This window comes from Anaerobutyricum hallii (assembly GCF_900209925.1).
Taxonomy (GTDB): Bacteria; Bacillota; Clostridia; order Lachnospirales; family Lachnospiraceae; genus Anaerobutyricum; species Anaerobutyricum soehngenii.
On record NZ_LT907978.1, the window covers coordinates 2,902,136 to 2,917,984 of the forward strand.

General features: G+C 36.8%; 20 protein-coding genes. 1 reads left to right on the plus strand and 19 read right to left on the minus strand.

The window, feature by feature from the left end; all coding sequences use genetic code 11:
- The first annotated feature begins 151 nt into the window (after window positions 1-151).
- A complete protein-coding gene (locus tag EHLA_RS13125; protein ID WP_021906758.1) occupies window positions 152-700 on the plus strand; it encodes an NADH peroxidase in 549 nt (182 codons plus the stop codon).
- 130 nt (window positions 701-830) lie between these two features.
- On the opposite strand, the gene EHLA_RS13130 is transcribed toward EHLA_RS13125, so the two are convergent.
- The 19 genes from EHLA_RS13130 to EHLA_RS13220 all read right to left on the minus strand — a co-directional run bounded on the left by EHLA_RS13130 (window position 831) and on the right by EHLA_RS13220 (window position 15,768).
- Entirely contained in the window at window positions 831-1,748 is a 918-nt protein-coding gene (locus tag EHLA_RS13130; RefSeq protein ID WP_096241111.1) for an AEC family transporter, read from the minus strand.
- A gap of 551 nt (window positions 1,749-2,299) precedes the next feature.
- A complete protein-coding gene (locus tag EHLA_RS13135; RefSeq protein WP_096241112.1) occupies window positions 2,300-3,856 on the minus strand; it encodes an ABC-F family ATP-binding cassette domain-containing protein in 1,557 nt (518 codons plus the stop codon).
- Window positions 3,857-4,227: 371 nt separating this feature from the next.
- On the minus strand, window positions 4,228-4,620 hold the full coding sequence (gene rpsI / locus EHLA_RS13140) for a 30S ribosomal protein S9 (protein WP_005344640.1): 393 nt from the start codon (window positions 4,618-4,620) through the stop codon (window positions 4,228-4,230).
- 24 nt (window positions 4,621-4,644) lie between these two features.
- A complete protein-coding gene (rplM, locus tag EHLA_RS13145) occupies window positions 4,645-5,073 on the minus strand; it encodes a 50S ribosomal protein L13 (protein ID WP_005344638.1) in 429 nt (142 codons plus the stop codon).
- Window positions 5,074-5,316: 243 nt separating this feature from the next.
- Window positions 5,317-6,078, minus strand: coding sequence for a tRNA pseudouridine(38-40) synthase TruA (gene truA, locus EHLA_RS13150; protein WP_096241113.1), 762 nt, complete (start codon window positions 6,076-6,078; stop codon window positions 5,317-5,319).
- Between the two features lie 155 nt (window positions 6,079-6,233).
- Window positions 6,234-7,037 carry an energy-coupling factor transporter transmembrane component T family protein gene (locus tag EHLA_RS13155; protein WP_021908060.1) on the minus strand — a complete coding sequence of 268 codons (804 nt, stop codon included), beginning with the start codon at window positions 7,035-7,037 and terminating at the stop codon, window positions 6,234-6,236.
- Window positions 7,034-8,845: an energy-coupling factor transporter ATPase gene (locus EHLA_RS13160; protein WP_096241114.1), complete on the minus strand. Its 1,812-nt coding sequence runs from the start codon at window positions 8,843-8,845 to the stop codon at window positions 7,034-7,036. The genes EHLA_RS13155 and EHLA_RS13160 overlap by 4 nt, the downstream gene beginning before the upstream one ends.
- A 244-nt stretch (window positions 8,846-9,089) precedes the next feature.
- Complete coding sequence (locus EHLA_RS13165; protein ID WP_021908062.1) at window positions 9,090-9,626, minus strand: bL17 family ribosomal protein; 537 nt, start codon at window positions 9,624-9,626, stop codon at window positions 9,090-9,092.
- 86 nt (window positions 9,627-9,712) lie between these two features.
- Window positions 9,713-10,672 carry a DNA-directed RNA polymerase subunit alpha gene (locus EHLA_RS13170; protein WP_096241115.1) on the minus strand — a complete coding sequence of 320 codons (960 nt, stop codon included), beginning with the start codon at window positions 10,670-10,672 and terminating at the stop codon, window positions 9,713-9,715.
- A gap of 117 nt (window positions 10,673-10,789) precedes the next feature.
- The gene (gene rpsD, locus EHLA_RS13175) at window positions 10,790-11,383 is read right to left on the minus strand and encodes a 30S ribosomal protein S4 (protein WP_005344625.1); all 594 of its coding nucleotides are present in this window, start codon (window positions 11,381-11,383) and stop codon (window positions 10,790-10,792) included.
- Window positions 11,384-11,399: 16 nt separating this feature from the next.
- A complete protein-coding gene (gene rpsK, locus EHLA_RS13180; RefSeq protein ID WP_005344623.1) occupies window positions 11,400-11,795 on the minus strand; it encodes a 30S ribosomal protein S11 in 396 nt (131 codons plus the stop codon).
- A gap of 53 nt (window positions 11,796-11,848) precedes the next feature.
- Window positions 11,849-12,217: a 30S ribosomal protein S13 gene (gene rpsM / locus EHLA_RS13185; RefSeq protein WP_021908065.1), complete on the minus strand. Its 369-nt coding sequence runs from the start codon at window positions 12,215-12,217 to the stop codon at window positions 11,849-11,851.
- Window positions 12,218-12,663: 446 nt separating this feature from the next.
- The gene (gene rpmJ, locus EHLA_RS13190; RefSeq protein WP_081452247.1) at window positions 12,664-12,777 is read right to left on the minus strand and encodes a 50S ribosomal protein L36; all 114 of its coding nucleotides are present in this window, start codon (window positions 12,775-12,777) and stop codon (window positions 12,664-12,666) included.
- 130 nt (window positions 12,778-12,907) lie between these two features.
- Entirely contained in the window at window positions 12,908-13,126 is a 219-nt protein-coding gene (gene infA / locus EHLA_RS13195; RefSeq protein ID WP_005344620.1) for a translation initiation factor IF-1, read from the minus strand.
- Window positions 13,127-13,128: 2 nt separating this feature from the next.
- The gene (locus tag EHLA_RS13200) at window positions 13,129-13,416 is read right to left on the minus strand and encodes a KOW domain-containing RNA-binding protein (protein WP_021908066.1); all 288 of its coding nucleotides are present in this window, start codon (window positions 13,414-13,416) and stop codon (window positions 13,129-13,131) included.
- Window positions 13,417-13,454: 38 nt separating this feature from the next.
- Window positions 13,455-14,249, minus strand: coding sequence for a type I methionyl aminopeptidase (gene map, locus EHLA_RS13205; protein ID WP_096241116.1), 795 nt, complete (start codon window positions 14,247-14,249; stop codon window positions 13,455-13,457).
- A 114-nt stretch (window positions 14,250-14,363) separates the two neighbouring features.
- The gene (locus tag EHLA_RS13210; protein WP_096241117.1) at window positions 14,364-14,753 is read right to left on the minus strand and encodes an HI0074 family nucleotidyltransferase substrate-binding subunit; all 390 of its coding nucleotides are present in this window, start codon (window positions 14,751-14,753) and stop codon (window positions 14,364-14,366) included.
- Window positions 14,740-15,033, minus strand: a complete 294-nt coding sequence (locus EHLA_RS13215; RefSeq protein ID WP_096241118.1) for a nucleotidyltransferase family protein — start codon at window positions 15,031-15,033, stop codon at window positions 14,740-14,742. The genes EHLA_RS13210 and EHLA_RS13215 overlap by 14 nt, the downstream gene beginning before the upstream one ends.
- Window positions 15,034-15,126: 93 nt before the next feature.
- Entirely contained in the window at window positions 15,127-15,768 is a 642-nt protein-coding gene (locus tag EHLA_RS13220; RefSeq protein ID WP_096241119.1) for an adenylate kinase, read from the minus strand.
- Between the last annotated feature and the right edge of the window lie 81 nt (window positions 15,769-15,849).

A 15,849-nucleotide genomic window follows, 5' to 3' on the forward strand; every position in this document is an offset into this window, starting at 1 on the left:
TTTAGGTTATTATAAAACAGTAATGATTATTATTACTTTTTCAAAAGAATTTTTCATTACTATGCAATGTTACTTATATGCTTTCGATAACGAATAAGACGCCATCTTAATAGTTATCAGACATTTATTTTAGAAAAGGAGATTATTTATTATGAAGAAGTTTGTATGTAGTGTATGTGGATATGTTTATGAAGGTGAAGCTGCTCCGGAATTTTGCCCACTTTGTAAGGCACCTGCTTCTAAGTTTATTGAGCAGACAGAAGAGAAGACATGGGCTGCTGAACATGTTGTAGGTGTTGCAAGTGATGTTCCAGAAGATATTAAGGCTGACTTAAGAGCTAATTTTGAAGGCGAGTGCAGCGAAGTAGGTATGTATCTTGCTATGGCACGTGTTGCTCACCGCGAAGGATATCCTGAAATCGGATTATACTGGGAAAAAGCTGCTTATGAAGAAGCTGAGCATGCAGCTAAGTTTGCTGAGTTACTTGGCGAAGTAGTTTCTCCAAGCACAAAAGAGAACCTCAAAGTACGTGTAGAGGCTGAAAACGGTGCTACTGCTGGTAAGTTCGATCTTGCAAAACGCGCAAAGGCTTTAAATCTTGATGCAATCCATGATACAGTTCATGAGATGGCTCGTGACGAAGCTAGACATGGAAAAGCATTCGAAGGATTACTTAAGAGATACTTCGGAGATAAATAATTACTAGTTTATTACCAGTGAACTAATAAAAATACTGAAACTATATATAGTAAAACATAAAAATAATCGCGATGTAAAAATACTGAAAAGAGGTATTTTTACATCGCGATTATTTTTATGTAATTTTTTCTTACTTTAATAATCCAACTGCTATCACTGACAATAACGGTATCGTCACTACCGACAACAGTGTCGTAATCACAAATATCTCTGAACCGTAATATGCGTCTCTATCATACCGCTGTGCAAACATTACAACCGAAGCTCCTGCCGGACAGGCCAATGCGATAAATACGGTAAATGCTACCTCAAACTCAAGTGGCAGTAGCCATAAGATAACAAGCCCTGCCAATGGATATACAATAAGCTTTATAAAACTTAAATAATATAGGCGTTTGTTCTTTAGGCTCTTTAAAATATTCCCTTGAGCAAGATTGGCTCCTGCAACAATCATTCCAAGCGGTGTATTCATTGAAGCAATCATTTCCAAAGGATTTTCAATAAATTGAGGCAGTCGAAGCTGAAATAAAAATAATATAATTCCTACGATAACCGCAATAATCGCCGGACTTAAGAAATTCTTCCATGCTCCTTTTAAATCCTTACTATCTCCCATTAAAACAACGCCATGTGTCCAAAGCAATACGTTAAAGACTGTGATATAGGCCGTCATATAAAAGACACCCTTATCTCCAAGTACTCCACTAATTAAAGGAATCCCAATAAAACCAGAATTCGAATAGGATACTGCGATTTTTTCCACAGAACTACGGTTCTTATCCCCATGAAAAAGGAACTCCGATACAATGATCATAAACAAAAAGGTAAGAAAAGAAGCCAGTAAGGCCCAGAGTAATCCATACAAAAGCTTCTTATTAAAATCAATCTGATACGACTGAACAATCAATAACGGAGAAACTAACAACAGCAGTACATTTGAAAGATGCTTCGTACTAACATCATCAATAATCTTCCCTTTGTAGATTATTACGCCTACAAGCAGTATCATAAACATCTCTATAATTTTCTTTATTACAATAAGTGACATAAATATACCCTTCCTAGTGTTTTATTCACAAAACATTTTACCCGATATTTAAAATTCCTTCAAGAAAATTTCTGATTTGTAGATTTGGTAATAGACGAAAAAAGAAAAAAATAATACATACCATCTGCTCTGTAGTCGCTACGTTTAAAATGCTCATCCGCATTTTAAACACGCTCCCAAGCCGCATCTGGGATGTATTATTTTTTTCTTTTTTCTGATTATTCTAAATCCACAGTTAGGCAACGTGGAATGTACCAGAAGGATATGACTTTCCAGGAAATTAAAGTCTAAAGGATTGACGCATTCCTTCTGGAGATTTTATCTGAATGAAAATCGTAGATTTCTGGACAAATCCCTTATTTTTATCAGGCAAAACTTCTGATTCCATCTGGCGCCAAAGAACAGAAACCCAGAAATGTTATATAGAATAAAATGTGATGTCGGAGCAAATAAAAATGCCGGTCAGGCATTTTCTATGCCGCGACTATCTTCATATTTTATTCTATATAACATTTCTGGGTTTCGTTTCTTTAGTCCATCAAATCAGGAGTTTATAGTACTTTTGTGGTCCATTTACTCATGTCCCAGACTTCGTTTACGACATCTTTATAGAATTCCGGTTCATGGCAAATAAGAAGAACGCTGCCTCGGTAGTCGAGTAATGCTCTTTTTAATTCCTCTTTTGCATCTACATCAAGATGATTGGTAGGCTCATCCAACAAAAGAACATTGGTGTCTTTATTGATAAGTTTACAGAGACGGACTTTTGCCTGTTCTCCTCCACTTAAAACGCGTACTTTGCTTTCGATATGTTTCGTGGTGAGTCCACATTTTGCAAGGGCGGAACGCACTTCATACTGGGTAAATCCAGGAAATTCTTCCCATATTTCTTCAATACAGCTATTTGGGTTTTCTCCTTTTACTTCCTGTTCAAAGTAACCAATCTGAAGATTTTCTCCTTTTTCACAGCTTCCTGAAAGAGGTGGGATTAGTCCAAGTAAACTCTTTAATAATGTTGTTTTTCCAATTCCGTTTGTTCCAATTAAGGCAATTTTTTGCCCACGTTCCATATAAAAATCTAAAGGTTTTGATAATGGCTCATCATAACCAATTACAAGTTTCTTTGTTTCAAAGAGCATTTTCCCTGGAGTACGGCCATAACGGAAGTTAAATTCTGGCTTTGGTTTTTCTGCTGCCAATTCAATAAGTTCCATTTTATCGAGTTTTTTCTGCCTGGACATTGCCATATTTCTTGTGGAAACTCGTGCTTTATTTCTCGCTACGAAGTCTTTTAATTCATTGATTTCCTGCTGTTGACGGCGATATGCCGCTTCAAGCTGTGCTTTTTTTACTGCGTAAACTTCCTGGAAATGTTCATAATCTCCGACGTAACGATTCAGCTCTTGATTTTCCATATGATAAATGATATTAACAACCTCATTCAGGAAAGGAATATCGTGAGAAATTAAAATAAATGCATTCTCGTAATCGAGCAAATATCTTTTCAGCCATGCAATATGTTCTTCATCAAGATAGTTGGTAGGCTCATCTAACAAAAGAATGTCCGGTTTTTCTAATAAAAGTTTACCAAGAAGGACTTTTGTTCTCTGTCCACCACTTAAATCTGTAACATCACGATCTAATCCAAGATCTAACAGGCCAAGCGCTCTTGCTACTTCTTCTACCTTTGCATCAATAGTATAAAAATCATGAAGAGTAAGGTCATCCTGAATCAGTCCCAATTCCTCCATGAGAAGCTCCATTTCTTTCTCATCAGCAGAACCAAGCAGATCACAGATTTCATTCATTCGTTCTTCTTTTTGTAATAAAGGATCAAACGCAGATTTTAATGCATCCTGAATTGTCATTCCTGCTTCTAATACCGCATGCTGGTCAAGATATCCAACATTTACATTTTTCGCCCACTCTACTTTTCCTTCATCCGGCATCATTTTTCCGGTAACAATACTCATAAATGTGGACTTTCCTTCGCCATTTGCACCGACAAGACCGATGTGTTCTCCTTTTAACAGTCGAAAAGAAACATCGTTAAATATCGCTCTGTCTCCAAAACCGTGGGTCAAATGCTCTACATTTAAAATACTCATATATTCTCCTTAAAATTCTATTTATCTCAGCTTATGCTAACCAGAATCACGCGCCAAGTCTCGCGGCGGCTCGACTTGAATTTCAAATTTACTATAATGACTTTACTATAACAAGAGGCTCTCGTCAATCAAACTGGCAAAGTTCCTTTCCTAACTTTCTAAAATCATCTCAACTGAGATAAACTAAAACTTATCCAATTCCTACTGAATGTAGTATCGGAGTATTTTTGTACTTGTTTTTGCGAGAAAATTTTTCGTCAGTTGTGCAAAAATACTTCGATACTACATTCCACAAAAAAACCTCCCAAAGGATTGCTCCCCTGAGAGGTTCTTGCGCTGCTGTTTGAAATTTGTAGTTCGAGTAAACGAAATTAACGCTTGCTGAACTGAGGTGCTCTACGAGCTTTTTTGAGACCGTATTTCTTTCTTTCTTTCATACGTGGGTCACGAGTTAAATATCCAGCTTTCTTTAATGCTGGACGGAATTCTGGGTCAGCTTCCAGTAATGCTCTTGCAATACCGTGTCTGATCGCACCAGCCTGTCCTGTGTATCCGCCACCGTGTACATTAACTAATACGTCAAATTTATCTGCTGTGGATGTTAATTCTAATGGCTGACGAGCGATTACTTTTAATGTGTCATATCCAAAATATTCATCCATGTCTTTTTTATTGATTGTTACTTTACCTGTTCCTGGTACGAGATATACTCTTGCAACACTGCTTTTTCTTCTACCAGTTCCGTAATATCTTGTAGTAGCCACTTACTTTTCCTCCTTAAATTAATACTAGATTGCTAATTCCTTAGGCTGCTGTGCAGCATGTTTGTGATCAGGTCCAGCGTATACGAAAAGCTTTGTATACATCTGTCTTCCAAGAGGTCCTTTAGGAAGCATACCTTTTACGGCAAGTTCGATAACTTCTTCTGGTTTCTTGTTTAATTTTTCTCTTAATGTTGTTTCTTTCATTCCACCAACATAATCGCTGTGGTGATAGTAGATCTTCTGATCTAACTTCTTACCGGATACTTTGATCTTGTCAGCGTTAACGATAATTACATAGTCACCGCAATCCATATGAGGTGTGAAGATCGGTTTGTTCTTTCCTCTTAAAACACTTGCAACTTCAGATGCAAGACGTCCTAATGTATGTCCTGTAGCATCAACTACATACCAGTCTCTAGTGATGGTAGATGGGCTAGCCATAAAACTTTTCATGAGTAGTTCTCCTCCTGTTTATTCTAAAAAAAATCAACGGTTCAGATATGACTTCCTGGCTGTCCGGACCCTCCATCATATCAATCCTGCTTACGCAGGTATATGACAAAATGCATCTCGGGGCTTTTGAGATTACATTTTATATGCATACCACAATTTCATATTATATAACACTCTTTTCAGTGTGTCAACAATATTTTTGCCACAAAATATGGGGTTTTTTAATTTTTTACGTCCTGTAATTTACAAATATTCAATCTTTTTCAAAAAAAGCCCTTTTGCCGGAACGGTTTCTCCTGCTTTTGAACGATCGCAGGCTGCAAGTATCTCTTTTACATGCTCTGGTGGATAGACTCCTAATCCTACTTTAATTAGTGTTCCACTGATAATGCGGACCATGTTATAGAGAAAACCTTCTCCTGTTACGCGGATTATTACTTTCTGAGATGGATATTCTCCTTCTGAAAGTGAATGAGTTTCCACTTCTATTCCTGTCACAGTTCTTACCGTTGTCTGTGCCTGTGTTTTTGAAGCGCAAAAACTTTTAAAATCATGTGTTCCAACAAGATATTGTCCGGCTTCCTGCATCGCTTCTACATCTAATGGAAAGATGACAAGATGAGAATAAAGCCTCTCTGTTGGCAGAGGAATCTTTCCATTTTGAATATGATATTCATATGTTTTCCTTGTATCACAATATCTTGGGTGAAAATCATCCGCCACCTGCGCAGAAGACACAATTCGTATATCTTCTGGAAGCTGTGGGTTTAATGCAAAACAAAGTTTTTCTGCAGGAATCGTTGTCTCTGAATCAAATACTGCTACATTTCCAAAAGAATGTACTCCAGAATCTGTTCTGCTTGCTCCGATTATGTGTATCTCTTCTTTTAAAAAATCACTCAATGTTTTATTCAGTACTTCTTCTATCGTAATCCCATTCGGTTGAATCTGCCAGCCGCAATAGTTTGTCCCATCATAGGCCACTACTAATTTAAATCGTTTCATAAGTTTTATTCTCTCTCCTATGTTTATCAGTATGCAGCACTGATTATTCTAACATCTTTTATATAGTAACATATATTAATATCAGGGTCAAAAAGTCAGAAAGCCGATGCAGGCTTGCCTGAAAGAGAACTTTTGATACCAACATCATATATTTCTTATATTAAAATAAAACTACAAAAAATCATAATTGCTACATATAAAAGCATGATTCCATATGCGGCATAATCTTGTTTTTTATAAACAAGGGGATGTAATCTTGTCTTTCCTTCCCCACCATTGTAACATCTCGCATCCATTGCCATTGCAAGATCGGAAGCTCTTCTGATCGCTGCGATAAAGAGTGGTACTAAAACAGGAATCAGCTTTTTTCCTCGTTCTAAAATATTTCCACTTTCAAAATCAACACCTCTTGACATCTGTGCTTTCATGATCTTATCAAGTTCTTCTGTTAAAATTGGAATAAAGCGAAGAGCAATCGACATCATCATAGCAATTTCATGTACAGGAATATGCACTTTTTTAAGAAATTGAAACCCTTTTTCAAGTCCATCCGTAAGCTGATTCGGTGTTGTCGTAAATGTCATAACTGACGAACCGATGACAAGGTACACTAAACGTATAACAAGATAAAATGCCATCCATAAGCCCTGCTTCGTAATGGATACCGGTCCAAGTTTTATTAATACTTCTCCTCCCACACTGATCATATTAATAATCGCTGAAAAACAGATAATAACAAACAGTGGTTTTACACCTCGAATCATCATAGAAAATGGTACTTTTGACAGCTTTATTGTGAAAGCAAGAAATACTGTTGCAATTCCAAGACTTAATAAACTTTTCGGAAAAAATAAAGTAATAACAAAAAGCAATGTCCCTAAAAGTTTTACACGAGCATCCAGTTTATGAAGTACGGAATCTGCTTTATAATATTGTCCTAATGTCATTTCCCGAATCATTCGCTGCCTCCTATAATACATTCTGCCAGTTCTTCTATGGTAAGAGGAATGACATTCTCATTTTGCAATGTTTGTCTGTTAGAATCTATGCTTTCCTGTATCTGCATTTTCCTTAATTCCAGGTAAAATTCTACTGTTTGAGGAATTCCAAGTCCCGTCGTTGTAAGATCATCTTTCCTTGCAAATATTTCTCTGGTCGTTCCATCCATTTTCAGAGTTCCATCTTCCATAATTAATACGCGATCTGCATGTGCCGCAACATCATCCATGTTATGAGAAACAAGTACAATTGTAATTCCTTTGTCTTTGTTAAGATGATGCAAAAGCTGAAATAACATCCTTTTACCAGGAGCATCCATTCCGGCTACTGGTTCATCTAAAATAAGATATTCTGGTTCCATAGCTAAAATTCCGGCCAAAGCTACTCTCCTTTTTTGTCCTCCGGATAATGAAAACGGAGAAACCTTTTCAAGTTCTGCTGGCAGGCCCACAAGCTTCATTGCATACCGAGCCTTTTCTTCACATTTCTTTTTATCAAAACCAAGATTTTTCGGTCCAAATGCGATATCCTTTAATATAGTTTCCTCAAAAAGCTGATATTCAGGATATTGGAAACAAAGTGCTACCTTCTGCCTGAGTTTTTTTAAATCATACTTTTTCGACCATATATCCTGGCCTTCAAAAAAATATTGTCCACTTTGTGGCTGCAAAAGTCCATTTAAATGTTGAATCAATGTTGACTTTCCTGATCCGGTCTTCCCTACAATCGCTACAAATTCTCCAGGTTTTATAGATAATGAAACGTCTTGTAACGCATCTTTTGCTTCCTCAGCACTTCTTTTTTTATACTGATAACTGATATTTTTCAGAACAATGCCTTTTTCTTTCTCTGTTTCTGCAATACATTTCTTCTGTTGATTCTCTACTTTCTTTTCAGTGAACAAGAAACTTTCTTCTTGCTGCCGGCATTTAAAAAACTCAAGTAGTTGCTTCTTTGTATATATTTCTTTCGGTATATTCAGACCTTTTTTTCTTAATTCTGCAATAAACGAAATCTCAAACGGAAGTTCTAGATTATTTTCTGTTAATTGATCTGGCATCTTAAATAATGTTTCCGGAGAGCCTTCTAACGTAATGGCTCCTTGCTTCATCACATACAGATAATCTGCCTTACTGACTTCATCAAGGAAATGTGTTATATAAATAATCGTAATATGTTTTAAACGATTCAAATCATAAATCGCTTTCAATACCTCTTTTCGGCCTTCTGGATCAATCATCGCCGTTGGCTCATCAAAAATAATACATTCCGGTTCCATCGAAAGCACCCCGGATATCGCGATTTTTTGTTTTTGTCCACCGGAAAGTGCATTCGGAGAATGTTCCCGATATGCACTCATTCCCGTAGCTTCTAATGCTCTCGTAATTCTTTCCTCAATTTCTTCTCTGGGAATCCCCATATTCTCAGGACCAAAAGCGATATCTTCTTCCACGATATTTCCAATCAACTGATTATCTGGGTTCTGAAATACCATTCCCGCTGTCTTCCTAATAGGAAGAAGTAGTTCATCTTTCGCCGTATCCATTCCATTAACATAAATTATTCCACCGGATGGCTTTAGTAAAGCAGCAAGCTGTTTTGCAAGTGTTGACTTTCCCGATCCGTTATGACCAAGAATTCCGACAAAATCACCTTTCTTAATTGACAAAGAAACATGATCAATCGCTGTATGTTCAATAACTTCTTCTTTTTCCCCGGAATATATTTTATAGTTAAATAAAAGATTTTTCACATCGATCAAATTCATCTGATTTTATTCTCCATTAATTATCAATCTTAGTTTGACAAAGCTAACACCCATTATACCCTATTTTTTTATAACATTAAATATCTATTTATTAAAAACAAAAAAATCTTATAATTGCGTTTGTATCTTTAGTTGTTAAGAATTCGATGCTTAACTGCATCAAACTCTTGTACTAAGGATACATTTGCAATTATAAGATTTTTATTTTGTCTATTGAACTAAATGAAAGTCAACACACGTAAAATTAAACTAATTCAATGATAACTTCTAATGCAGCATCACCTTTACGCTGAGCAATTTTAACGATTCTTGTGTAACCACCGTTACGTTCAGCATATTTAGGAGCGTACTCATCAAAGATTTTCTGAGCAAGATCAATTTTCTTTGTATTTGCTTTTCTTCCTTTTCCTTCTGCAGGAACTTCAGTTACAGGGTATAATACCTTTAACATCTGACGTCTTGCATGAAGTCTGGATGGTAAATCTTTTTTGATTTCTTTTTCAACTGTTTCATAAACAGTTACTTTCTTTCCGTCAACTACTTCTTTAACTCTCTTGCCTTCTGCGTCTTTCTTAGCTACTTTAGCCTGAACCTTAACAACTTCAAAGTTGTCTTTTTCTTTAACGCCAAGTGCGATTAAGCCTTCTGCAATTTTACGGATTTCTTTTGCTTTTGCTTCTGTAGTACGAATCTTTCCATGATAGAGAAGCTGTGTAACCTGGTTACGTAATAAAGCTTTTCTCTGGTTAGATGTTCTTCCTAATTTTCTGTATTTTGCCATTTTAATGGACCTCCTGTTTATTTTTCGCCATGCCTACTAATACCTTCAGCCTAAGCGGGTCTATATTACTTTGTTTATGGTAAGAATTACTCTTCGCTATTATTTAAGGAAAGACCTAATTCTTTTAATTTAGCTAATACTTCTTCAAGAGACTTACGTCCAAGGTTACGAACCTTCATCATATCTTCAGGTGTCTTGTTTGTAAGTTCTTCAACAGTATTGATACCTGCTCTCTTTAAGCAGTTATATGAACGAACAGATAATTCTAATTCGTCAATATTCATCTCTAAAACTTTGTCAACCGGATCCTGAGCTGTTTCTACCATAACCTCAGCCTTCTGAGCATTCTCAGATAAGTCGATAAAGAGGTTAAGATGTTCACTCAGAACTTTAGCAGCAAGGCTCACTGCTTCGTCCGGTGCCAGTGTTCCATTTGTAAATACATCTAAAGTCAATTTATCAAAGTCTGTAATCTGACCTACACGAGTATTCTCTACAGTAAGATTAACACGCTCTACAGGTGTATAAATAGAATCTACTGCAATTACATCAATGGACTGATCTTCCGATTTGTTCTTATCAGCGCCTACATATCCACGGCCTTTTGTGATAGTCAGCTCTGCTTCAAAATGGCTGTCTGCACCGCCACTTAAAGTTGCAATAACTAAATCCGGATTAATGATTTCAATATCACTGTCAACCTGGATGTCTGCTGCTGTAACTACACCCTCTCCGCTGAACTCAATAAAAGCGCGTTTTGGTTCGTTAGAAGAACTGTTATTCTTGATAGCCAGTTCTTTAATATTCATAATTATTTCAGTGACATCTTCTTTTACACCAGGAATAGAGCTGAACTCATGAAGAACGCCTTTAATCTTCACTGCACTTACTGCTGCACCTGGTAAGGAAGATAACATGATTCTTCTTAAGGAGTTACCTAAAGTTGTGCCGTACCCTCTTTCCAGTGGTTCCACCACAAAACGACCATATTTATTGTCTTCTGAAATCTCTGCTATTTCAATTCTCGGTTTTTCGAATTCAAACACGAATGGGACCCTCCTTTTGGGTAATTAATTGGAAAATCAATTCCAGGTTTACCAGCTTCCATATACTATAATTGAATGCCTGTATGATAGCAGGCATTCAATTAGAAGAATCATTTATTATTTAGAATATAACTCGACAATGAGTGTTTCATTAACTGGAACATCGATCATATCGCGAGAAGGAAGTTCTTTAACTGTTCCTTTTAACTCTTCGATATCAGCATCTAACCATGCTGGTACAAGAACACCGCCAGTTGCCTCAACGATATCTTTGTATCTCTGCATTGTCTTTTTGTTTTCTTTAATTTCAACTACATCGCCAGCTTTAATTCTGTAAGATGGAATGTTAACGCACTTACCGTTAACTAATACATGCTTATGTCCAACGATCTGTCTAGCTTCTTTTCTTGTTCTTGCAAATCCCATACGGAATACTACGTTGTCCAGTCTGGACTCAAGAAGAACCATTAAGTTAGGACCTGTAAGTCCTTTCATTCTCTCTGCTGTAGCGTAGTAGTTTCTGAAAGGTTTTTCTAAAACACCGTAGATGAATTTTGCTTTCTGTTTTTCACGAAGCTGAAGACCATACTCGCTGATCTTTCTGCTGGAACGAACTAACTTTCTGTTTGATTTCTTATTCACTCCTAAATATACAGGATCCATATCTAAGGATCTGCATCTCTTCAGGACTGGAGTTCTATCAATTGCCATTCTTACTTACCTCCTATTAGACTCTTCTACGTTTTGGTGGACGACATCCGTTATGAGGTACTGGTGTAACATCTTTGATGCTTGTTACTTCCAGACCACATGCCTGAAGTGCACGAATTGCTGCTTCTCTTCCTGAACCTGGTCCTTTAACCATAACTTCAACAGTCTTTAATCCGTGTACCACTGCTGCTTTAGCTGCTGTTTCAGCTGCCATCTGTGCTGCATATGGAGTAGATTTTTTGGAGCCTCTGAAGCCCATTTCTCCAGCACTTGCCCAAGAAAGAGCGTTACCTTCAGAGTCAGTTAATGTTACAATTGTATTATTAAAAGATGACTGAATATGAGCCTGACCGTGCTGTACATTCTTTTTAACACGTTTCTTCGTCACCTTTTTGGTCACTTTCTTTGCCATTGACGAAACCCTCCTATAGGATTAATCTATATTAATACTTATCTCTAAATTACTTATTTCTTCTTGTTTGCAACAGTTTTCTTAGGACCTTTACGTGTTCTAGCGTTTGTCTTTGTCTTCTGTCCACGAACAGGTAATCCTTTTCTATGACGGATTCCTCTGTAGCAACCAATTTCCTGTAAACGTTTGATGTTCATAGCGATCTCACGACGTAAATCACCTTCTACAGTATAATCTGCATTGATGATTTCGCTAAGACGACGAACCTCGTCATCAGTTAAATCGCGTACACGTGTGTCAGGATTAACGTCTGCTGCTTTTAAAATCTGATCTGCACTTGTTTTTCCAATTCCATAAATATAAGTAAGACCGATTTCTACACGTTTTTCTCTAGGTAAATCAACACCTGAAATACGAGCCATGTGTGCACCTCCACTAAATATTCATCCAACAAAATTCATCGCTGCCGCGTACGGTGAAATGTTCAGCGTGTCTTAAGTTTGGATTCGTCTTGTTTTCCTTAATTATAGTATTGTTTTATGTCGTGAAATACACAGTATTCCCAGACTACAGCGTGACCGTCTTATCGTTACAGACAAACTGTAAACTCTTTCGCGCTGCATGGCAGTGCTGTCTTCCCGCACTGTCTTTTTACGAAAATATATTGGCGATTACTCACCACAGCCGCTTTTCGTAAAATTGCTTAATTGCCATGACGGTGGCAATAATTGATGATATCCGCAAAACTCAATAGTTTCTCTTGCATCTGACGTAAATACTCAGATTGAAAGGATATCATACCAATGACACAACAAAATCAAGAATATACTCTCCACTCCCAAATTCTGCTGAACCCGGAAGCAAGGTTTTATCCCTGTCTCTGTTTATGTTTTGGATTTTCGCAAATGATTCTGATTGCGCCTTTGCGTTTAATGACTTTGCATTTTTCGCAGATAGGCTTAACTGATGCTCTAACCTTCACGATTTTCTCTCCTTTCCAAAACGTTCGGCAATTATTATATCATCTTTCTATATTAAAAGCAAGCACAATTCTTCCGAAAAACGACAAAATTCTAGCCATTCTTCAGTCAAATCATACAAAACCTTTTAATCTATTTATCTCTCCAGATAATTCTGCCTTTTGTTAAATCGTATGGGGAAAGTTCAATTGTCACTTTATCTCCTGGTAAAATCTTAATAAAGTTCATACGTAACTTTCCGCTGATATGTCCCAGTACCTGATGACCATTCTCTAACTCTACCTTAAACATAGCGTTAGGAAGCTTCTCGACTACCTTTCCTTCTACTTCAATAACATCTGATTTTGACATATTTAATCCTCCTGCTTTCTTACTTTACGCCCTTCCATTCCAGCGATCTCATCATAGATCCTCTGATTGGCATCCTCCGAAGAAATCAGGGATGGAAAAGCTTCTGCCATTCTCTCAGAGCGTATCATCTGAATATGTTTCTTCTTTTTCCACTTCGGATTATCAATGGTTCTTCTTACTCCATCCGACAATCCAATCATCTCACCTTCCTGCTTTACAATCATGTAAATTCTTCCTTTATCGTGACCGCAAAGGGATGTGGCAAAATAACCTAATTTATATTCTAGCATAAATCTTCTCCATTACCAAGTAAAAATTTATAAAAAAATCACTTTTCTTTTTGTTCACTATGCAAAGCTTCTTTTTCTTCTGGAAGCATTGTGAGAATCTCGCATCCCTCATCTGTAATAGCAATCGTATTCTCATAATGTGCAGAAAGCTTTCCGTCTACCGTTGCTACTGTCCAGTCATTATCAAGCCAGTAAACATCATAGGTTCCTTCATTGATCATCGGCTCGATCGCAAGTGCCATTCCCTTTTGCATCTTAGCGCCTCTTCTTCTCTGCACAAAGTTCGGAATCTCCGGTGCTTCATGAAGCTTCGTTCCAATCCCATGCCCTGTCAGATCACGCACAACAGAATATCCGTTGTTTTCCGCATAAGTCTGAATACCTCTTGCAATATCAACTAAATGATTGCCAGGTTTTGCAAATTTAATACCTTCAAAAAAAGATTGTTTTGTAACATCAATAATCCTCTGTGCTTCCGGACTGATTTCTCCTACACCATGTGTCCTTGCAGCATCGGAATGATATCCTTTATAAATAAGTCCTGCATCAAGGCTTACGATATCTCCATTGTCAATGTATCTTTTTTTTGAAGGGATTCCATGTACAACTTCATCATTAATCGACACACATACAGAAGCCGGAAATCCCTGATAATTCAAAAAATTAGGAATGCATCCAAAGTCTCTGATCATTGTCTCACAAATCCGATCAATATCCTTTGTTGTCATCCCCTCTTTTAATTCCTTACGCATCTCTTCGTGAACCAGTGCCAGTAAACGTCCTGACTCACGCATCAATGCAATTTCATGTTCGTTCTTTATTGTAATTGCCATTATTTTCTCCATATCTAAATGTAAATGCTATAGTAATCCTACGTTCACATACTTATCTATCTTACACATTATATAACAGTTACAGTACATTATAACTACTCTGGGACTTATATTTTATAACCAGTTTTTATCAATTTCAATCTTTAACTCACAAAACATATCATAAAATTCCTCTTTTGCCCGCATAACAATTCCCAACGCAATCTTTTCATTATAAGAATGCGTTACATTATTTCTCTCCTGCAAAGCTCTAAGCCACAGTTCCTCATCTTTAATCATACCTGCCTTATAAGCTGTTTTTAAAATAATTTTAGGAGAACCGGTTGCTCCCTCCTCATACCCATGTGATTCCAGAATTTCTTTCATCATTTTCCATGACTGTTCAAAGCAAACTTCAAATAGTCCAACCAGACCTGTTAAAATAACCGTGTCATATGGTGGATCATACTTATAAATTTCCTGCATATTAGATAAAGCAGAACAAAAATTCTCATACTTTTTCATATAAAATCTTTCCTTCCTGCATAATAGACTGCCTTAACTCATCCTGCATTTCTCTGCTCATATCAACAATATCATATTCTAACAATGTTGATGTTTCCTCATCTACATCCAAAACAAATCTTGCAAAATCACCACCTACAACAGCCAAATCAATATCACTGGTACGTTTATAATCGCCTCTGGCTCTTGACCCAAATAATATGACCTTATCTATATTATATTTTCTTGCAAAAGTTCGTATCTCTTCTATTACTTTTGGTTTTATTCCTGTATTATTCATGAGACACCCTTTCGTTTATAATAGTTTATAATAAAAAAGGCTATCGCACTATAAGAGTGATACCGCGACAGCCCTTTTCATTTCAAACACACTCTATCCAAGAACCTTTGTAATCTTTTCAAATACTACATTGATATCTAAAGTTCCGTCTACTGTTAAAAGAGAACCCTTCTTATCGTAATACTCAATTAAAGGCTTGGTCTGATCATGATAAACCTGCAGTCTCTTCTTAACGGTTTCCGGCTTATCATCTTCACGAAGAACTAACTTCTCTCCGCAATGGTCACAGATACCCTCTTTCTTAGGTGGCATATTTACTACGTGATATGTAGCGCCACAACCAACACATGCTCTTCTTCCGCCCATTCTGTTGATGATATTCTCGTCAGGGACATCTACATTAATTGCATAATCAATCTTTTCATTCTGATTATTCAAAGCATAGTCAAGAGCTTCTGCCTGTGGAATGGTACGTGGAAAACCATCAAGGATAAATCCTTTAAAACAATCCTGTTCTTTAATACGGTCTACTACAAGATCAACAACCAGTTCGTCTGGTACAAGCTGTCCTGCATCCATGTATCCTTTTGCTTTCTTTCCAAGTTCTGTATTATTCTTAATATTAGCGCGGAAAATATCACCTGTGGAAATATGTGGAATACCATATTTCTCTGAAAGTTTCTTTGCCTGAGTTCCTTTACCTGCGCCAGGAGCGCCTAACATAATAATCTTCATTATTTATTAACCTCCAGATTTAACATCATCATATATTTAAACATATACGATTTTATTCTAACCCTATTCTCCAAGAAATAC

Bases quoted from the DNA above. Each gene is read 5' to 3' on its own strand.
- EHLA_RS13125 (WP_021906758.1), top strand. From the start codon at position 152: ATGAAGAAGTTTGTATGTAGTGTATGTGGATATGTTTATGAAGGTGAA.
- EHLA_RS13130 (WP_096241111.1), bottom strand. From the start codon at position 1,748: ATGTCACTTATTGTAATAAAGAAAATTATAGAGATGTTTATGATACTG.
- EHLA_RS13135 (WP_096241112.1), bottom strand. From the start codon at position 3,856: ATGAGTATTTTAAATGTAGAGCATTTGACCCACGGTTTTGGAGACAGA.
- rplM (WP_005344638.1), bottom strand. From the start codon at position 5,073: ATGAAAAGTTTTATGGCTAGCCCATCTACCATCACTAGAGACTGGTAT.
- truA (WP_096241113.1), bottom strand. From the start codon at position 6,078: ATGAAACGATTTAAATTAGTAGTGGCCTATGATGGGACAAACTATTGC.
- EHLA_RS13155 (WP_021908060.1), bottom strand. From the start codon at position 7,037: ATGATTCGGGAAATGACATTAGGACAATATTATAAAGCAGATTCCGTA.
- EHLA_RS13160 (WP_096241114.1), bottom strand. From the start codon at position 8,845: ATGAATTTGATCGATGTGAAAAATCTTTTATTTAACTATAAAATATAT.
- EHLA_RS13165 (WP_021908062.1), bottom strand. From the start codon at position 9,626: ATGGCAAAATACAGAAAATTAGGAAGAACATCTAACCAGAGAAAAGCT.
- rpsD (WP_005344625.1), bottom strand. From the start codon at position 11,383: ATGGCAATTGATAGAACTCCAGTCCTGAAGAGATGCAGATCCTTAGAT.
- rpsK (WP_005344623.1), bottom strand. From the start codon at position 11,795: ATGGCAAAGAAAGTGACCAAAAAGGTGACGAAGAAACGTGTTAAAAAG.
- rpsM (WP_021908065.1), bottom strand. From the start codon at position 12,217: ATGGCTCGTATTTCAGGTGTTGATTTACCTAGAGAAAAACGTGTAGAA.
- infA (WP_005344620.1), bottom strand. From the start codon at position 13,126: ATGTCAAAATCAGATGTTATTGAAGTAGAAGGAAAGGTAGTCGAGAAG.
- EHLA_RS13200 (WP_021908066.1), bottom strand. From the start codon at position 13,416: ATGCTAGAATATAAATTAGGTTATTTTGCCACATCCCTTTGCGGTCAC.
- map (WP_096241116.1), bottom strand. From the start codon at position 14,249: ATGGCAATTACAATAAAGAACGAACATGAAATTGCATTGATGCGTGAG.
- EHLA_RS13210 (WP_096241117.1), bottom strand. From the start codon at position 14,753: ATGAAAAAGTATGAGAATTTTTGTTCTGCTTTATCTAATATGCAGGAA.
- EHLA_RS13215 (WP_096241118.1), bottom strand. From the start codon at position 15,033: ATGAATAATACAGGAATAAAACCAAAAGTAATAGAAGAGATACGAACT.
- EHLA_RS13220 (WP_096241119.1), bottom strand. From the start codon at position 15,768: ATGAAGATTATTATGTTAGGCGCTCCTGGCGCAGGTAAAGGAACTCAG.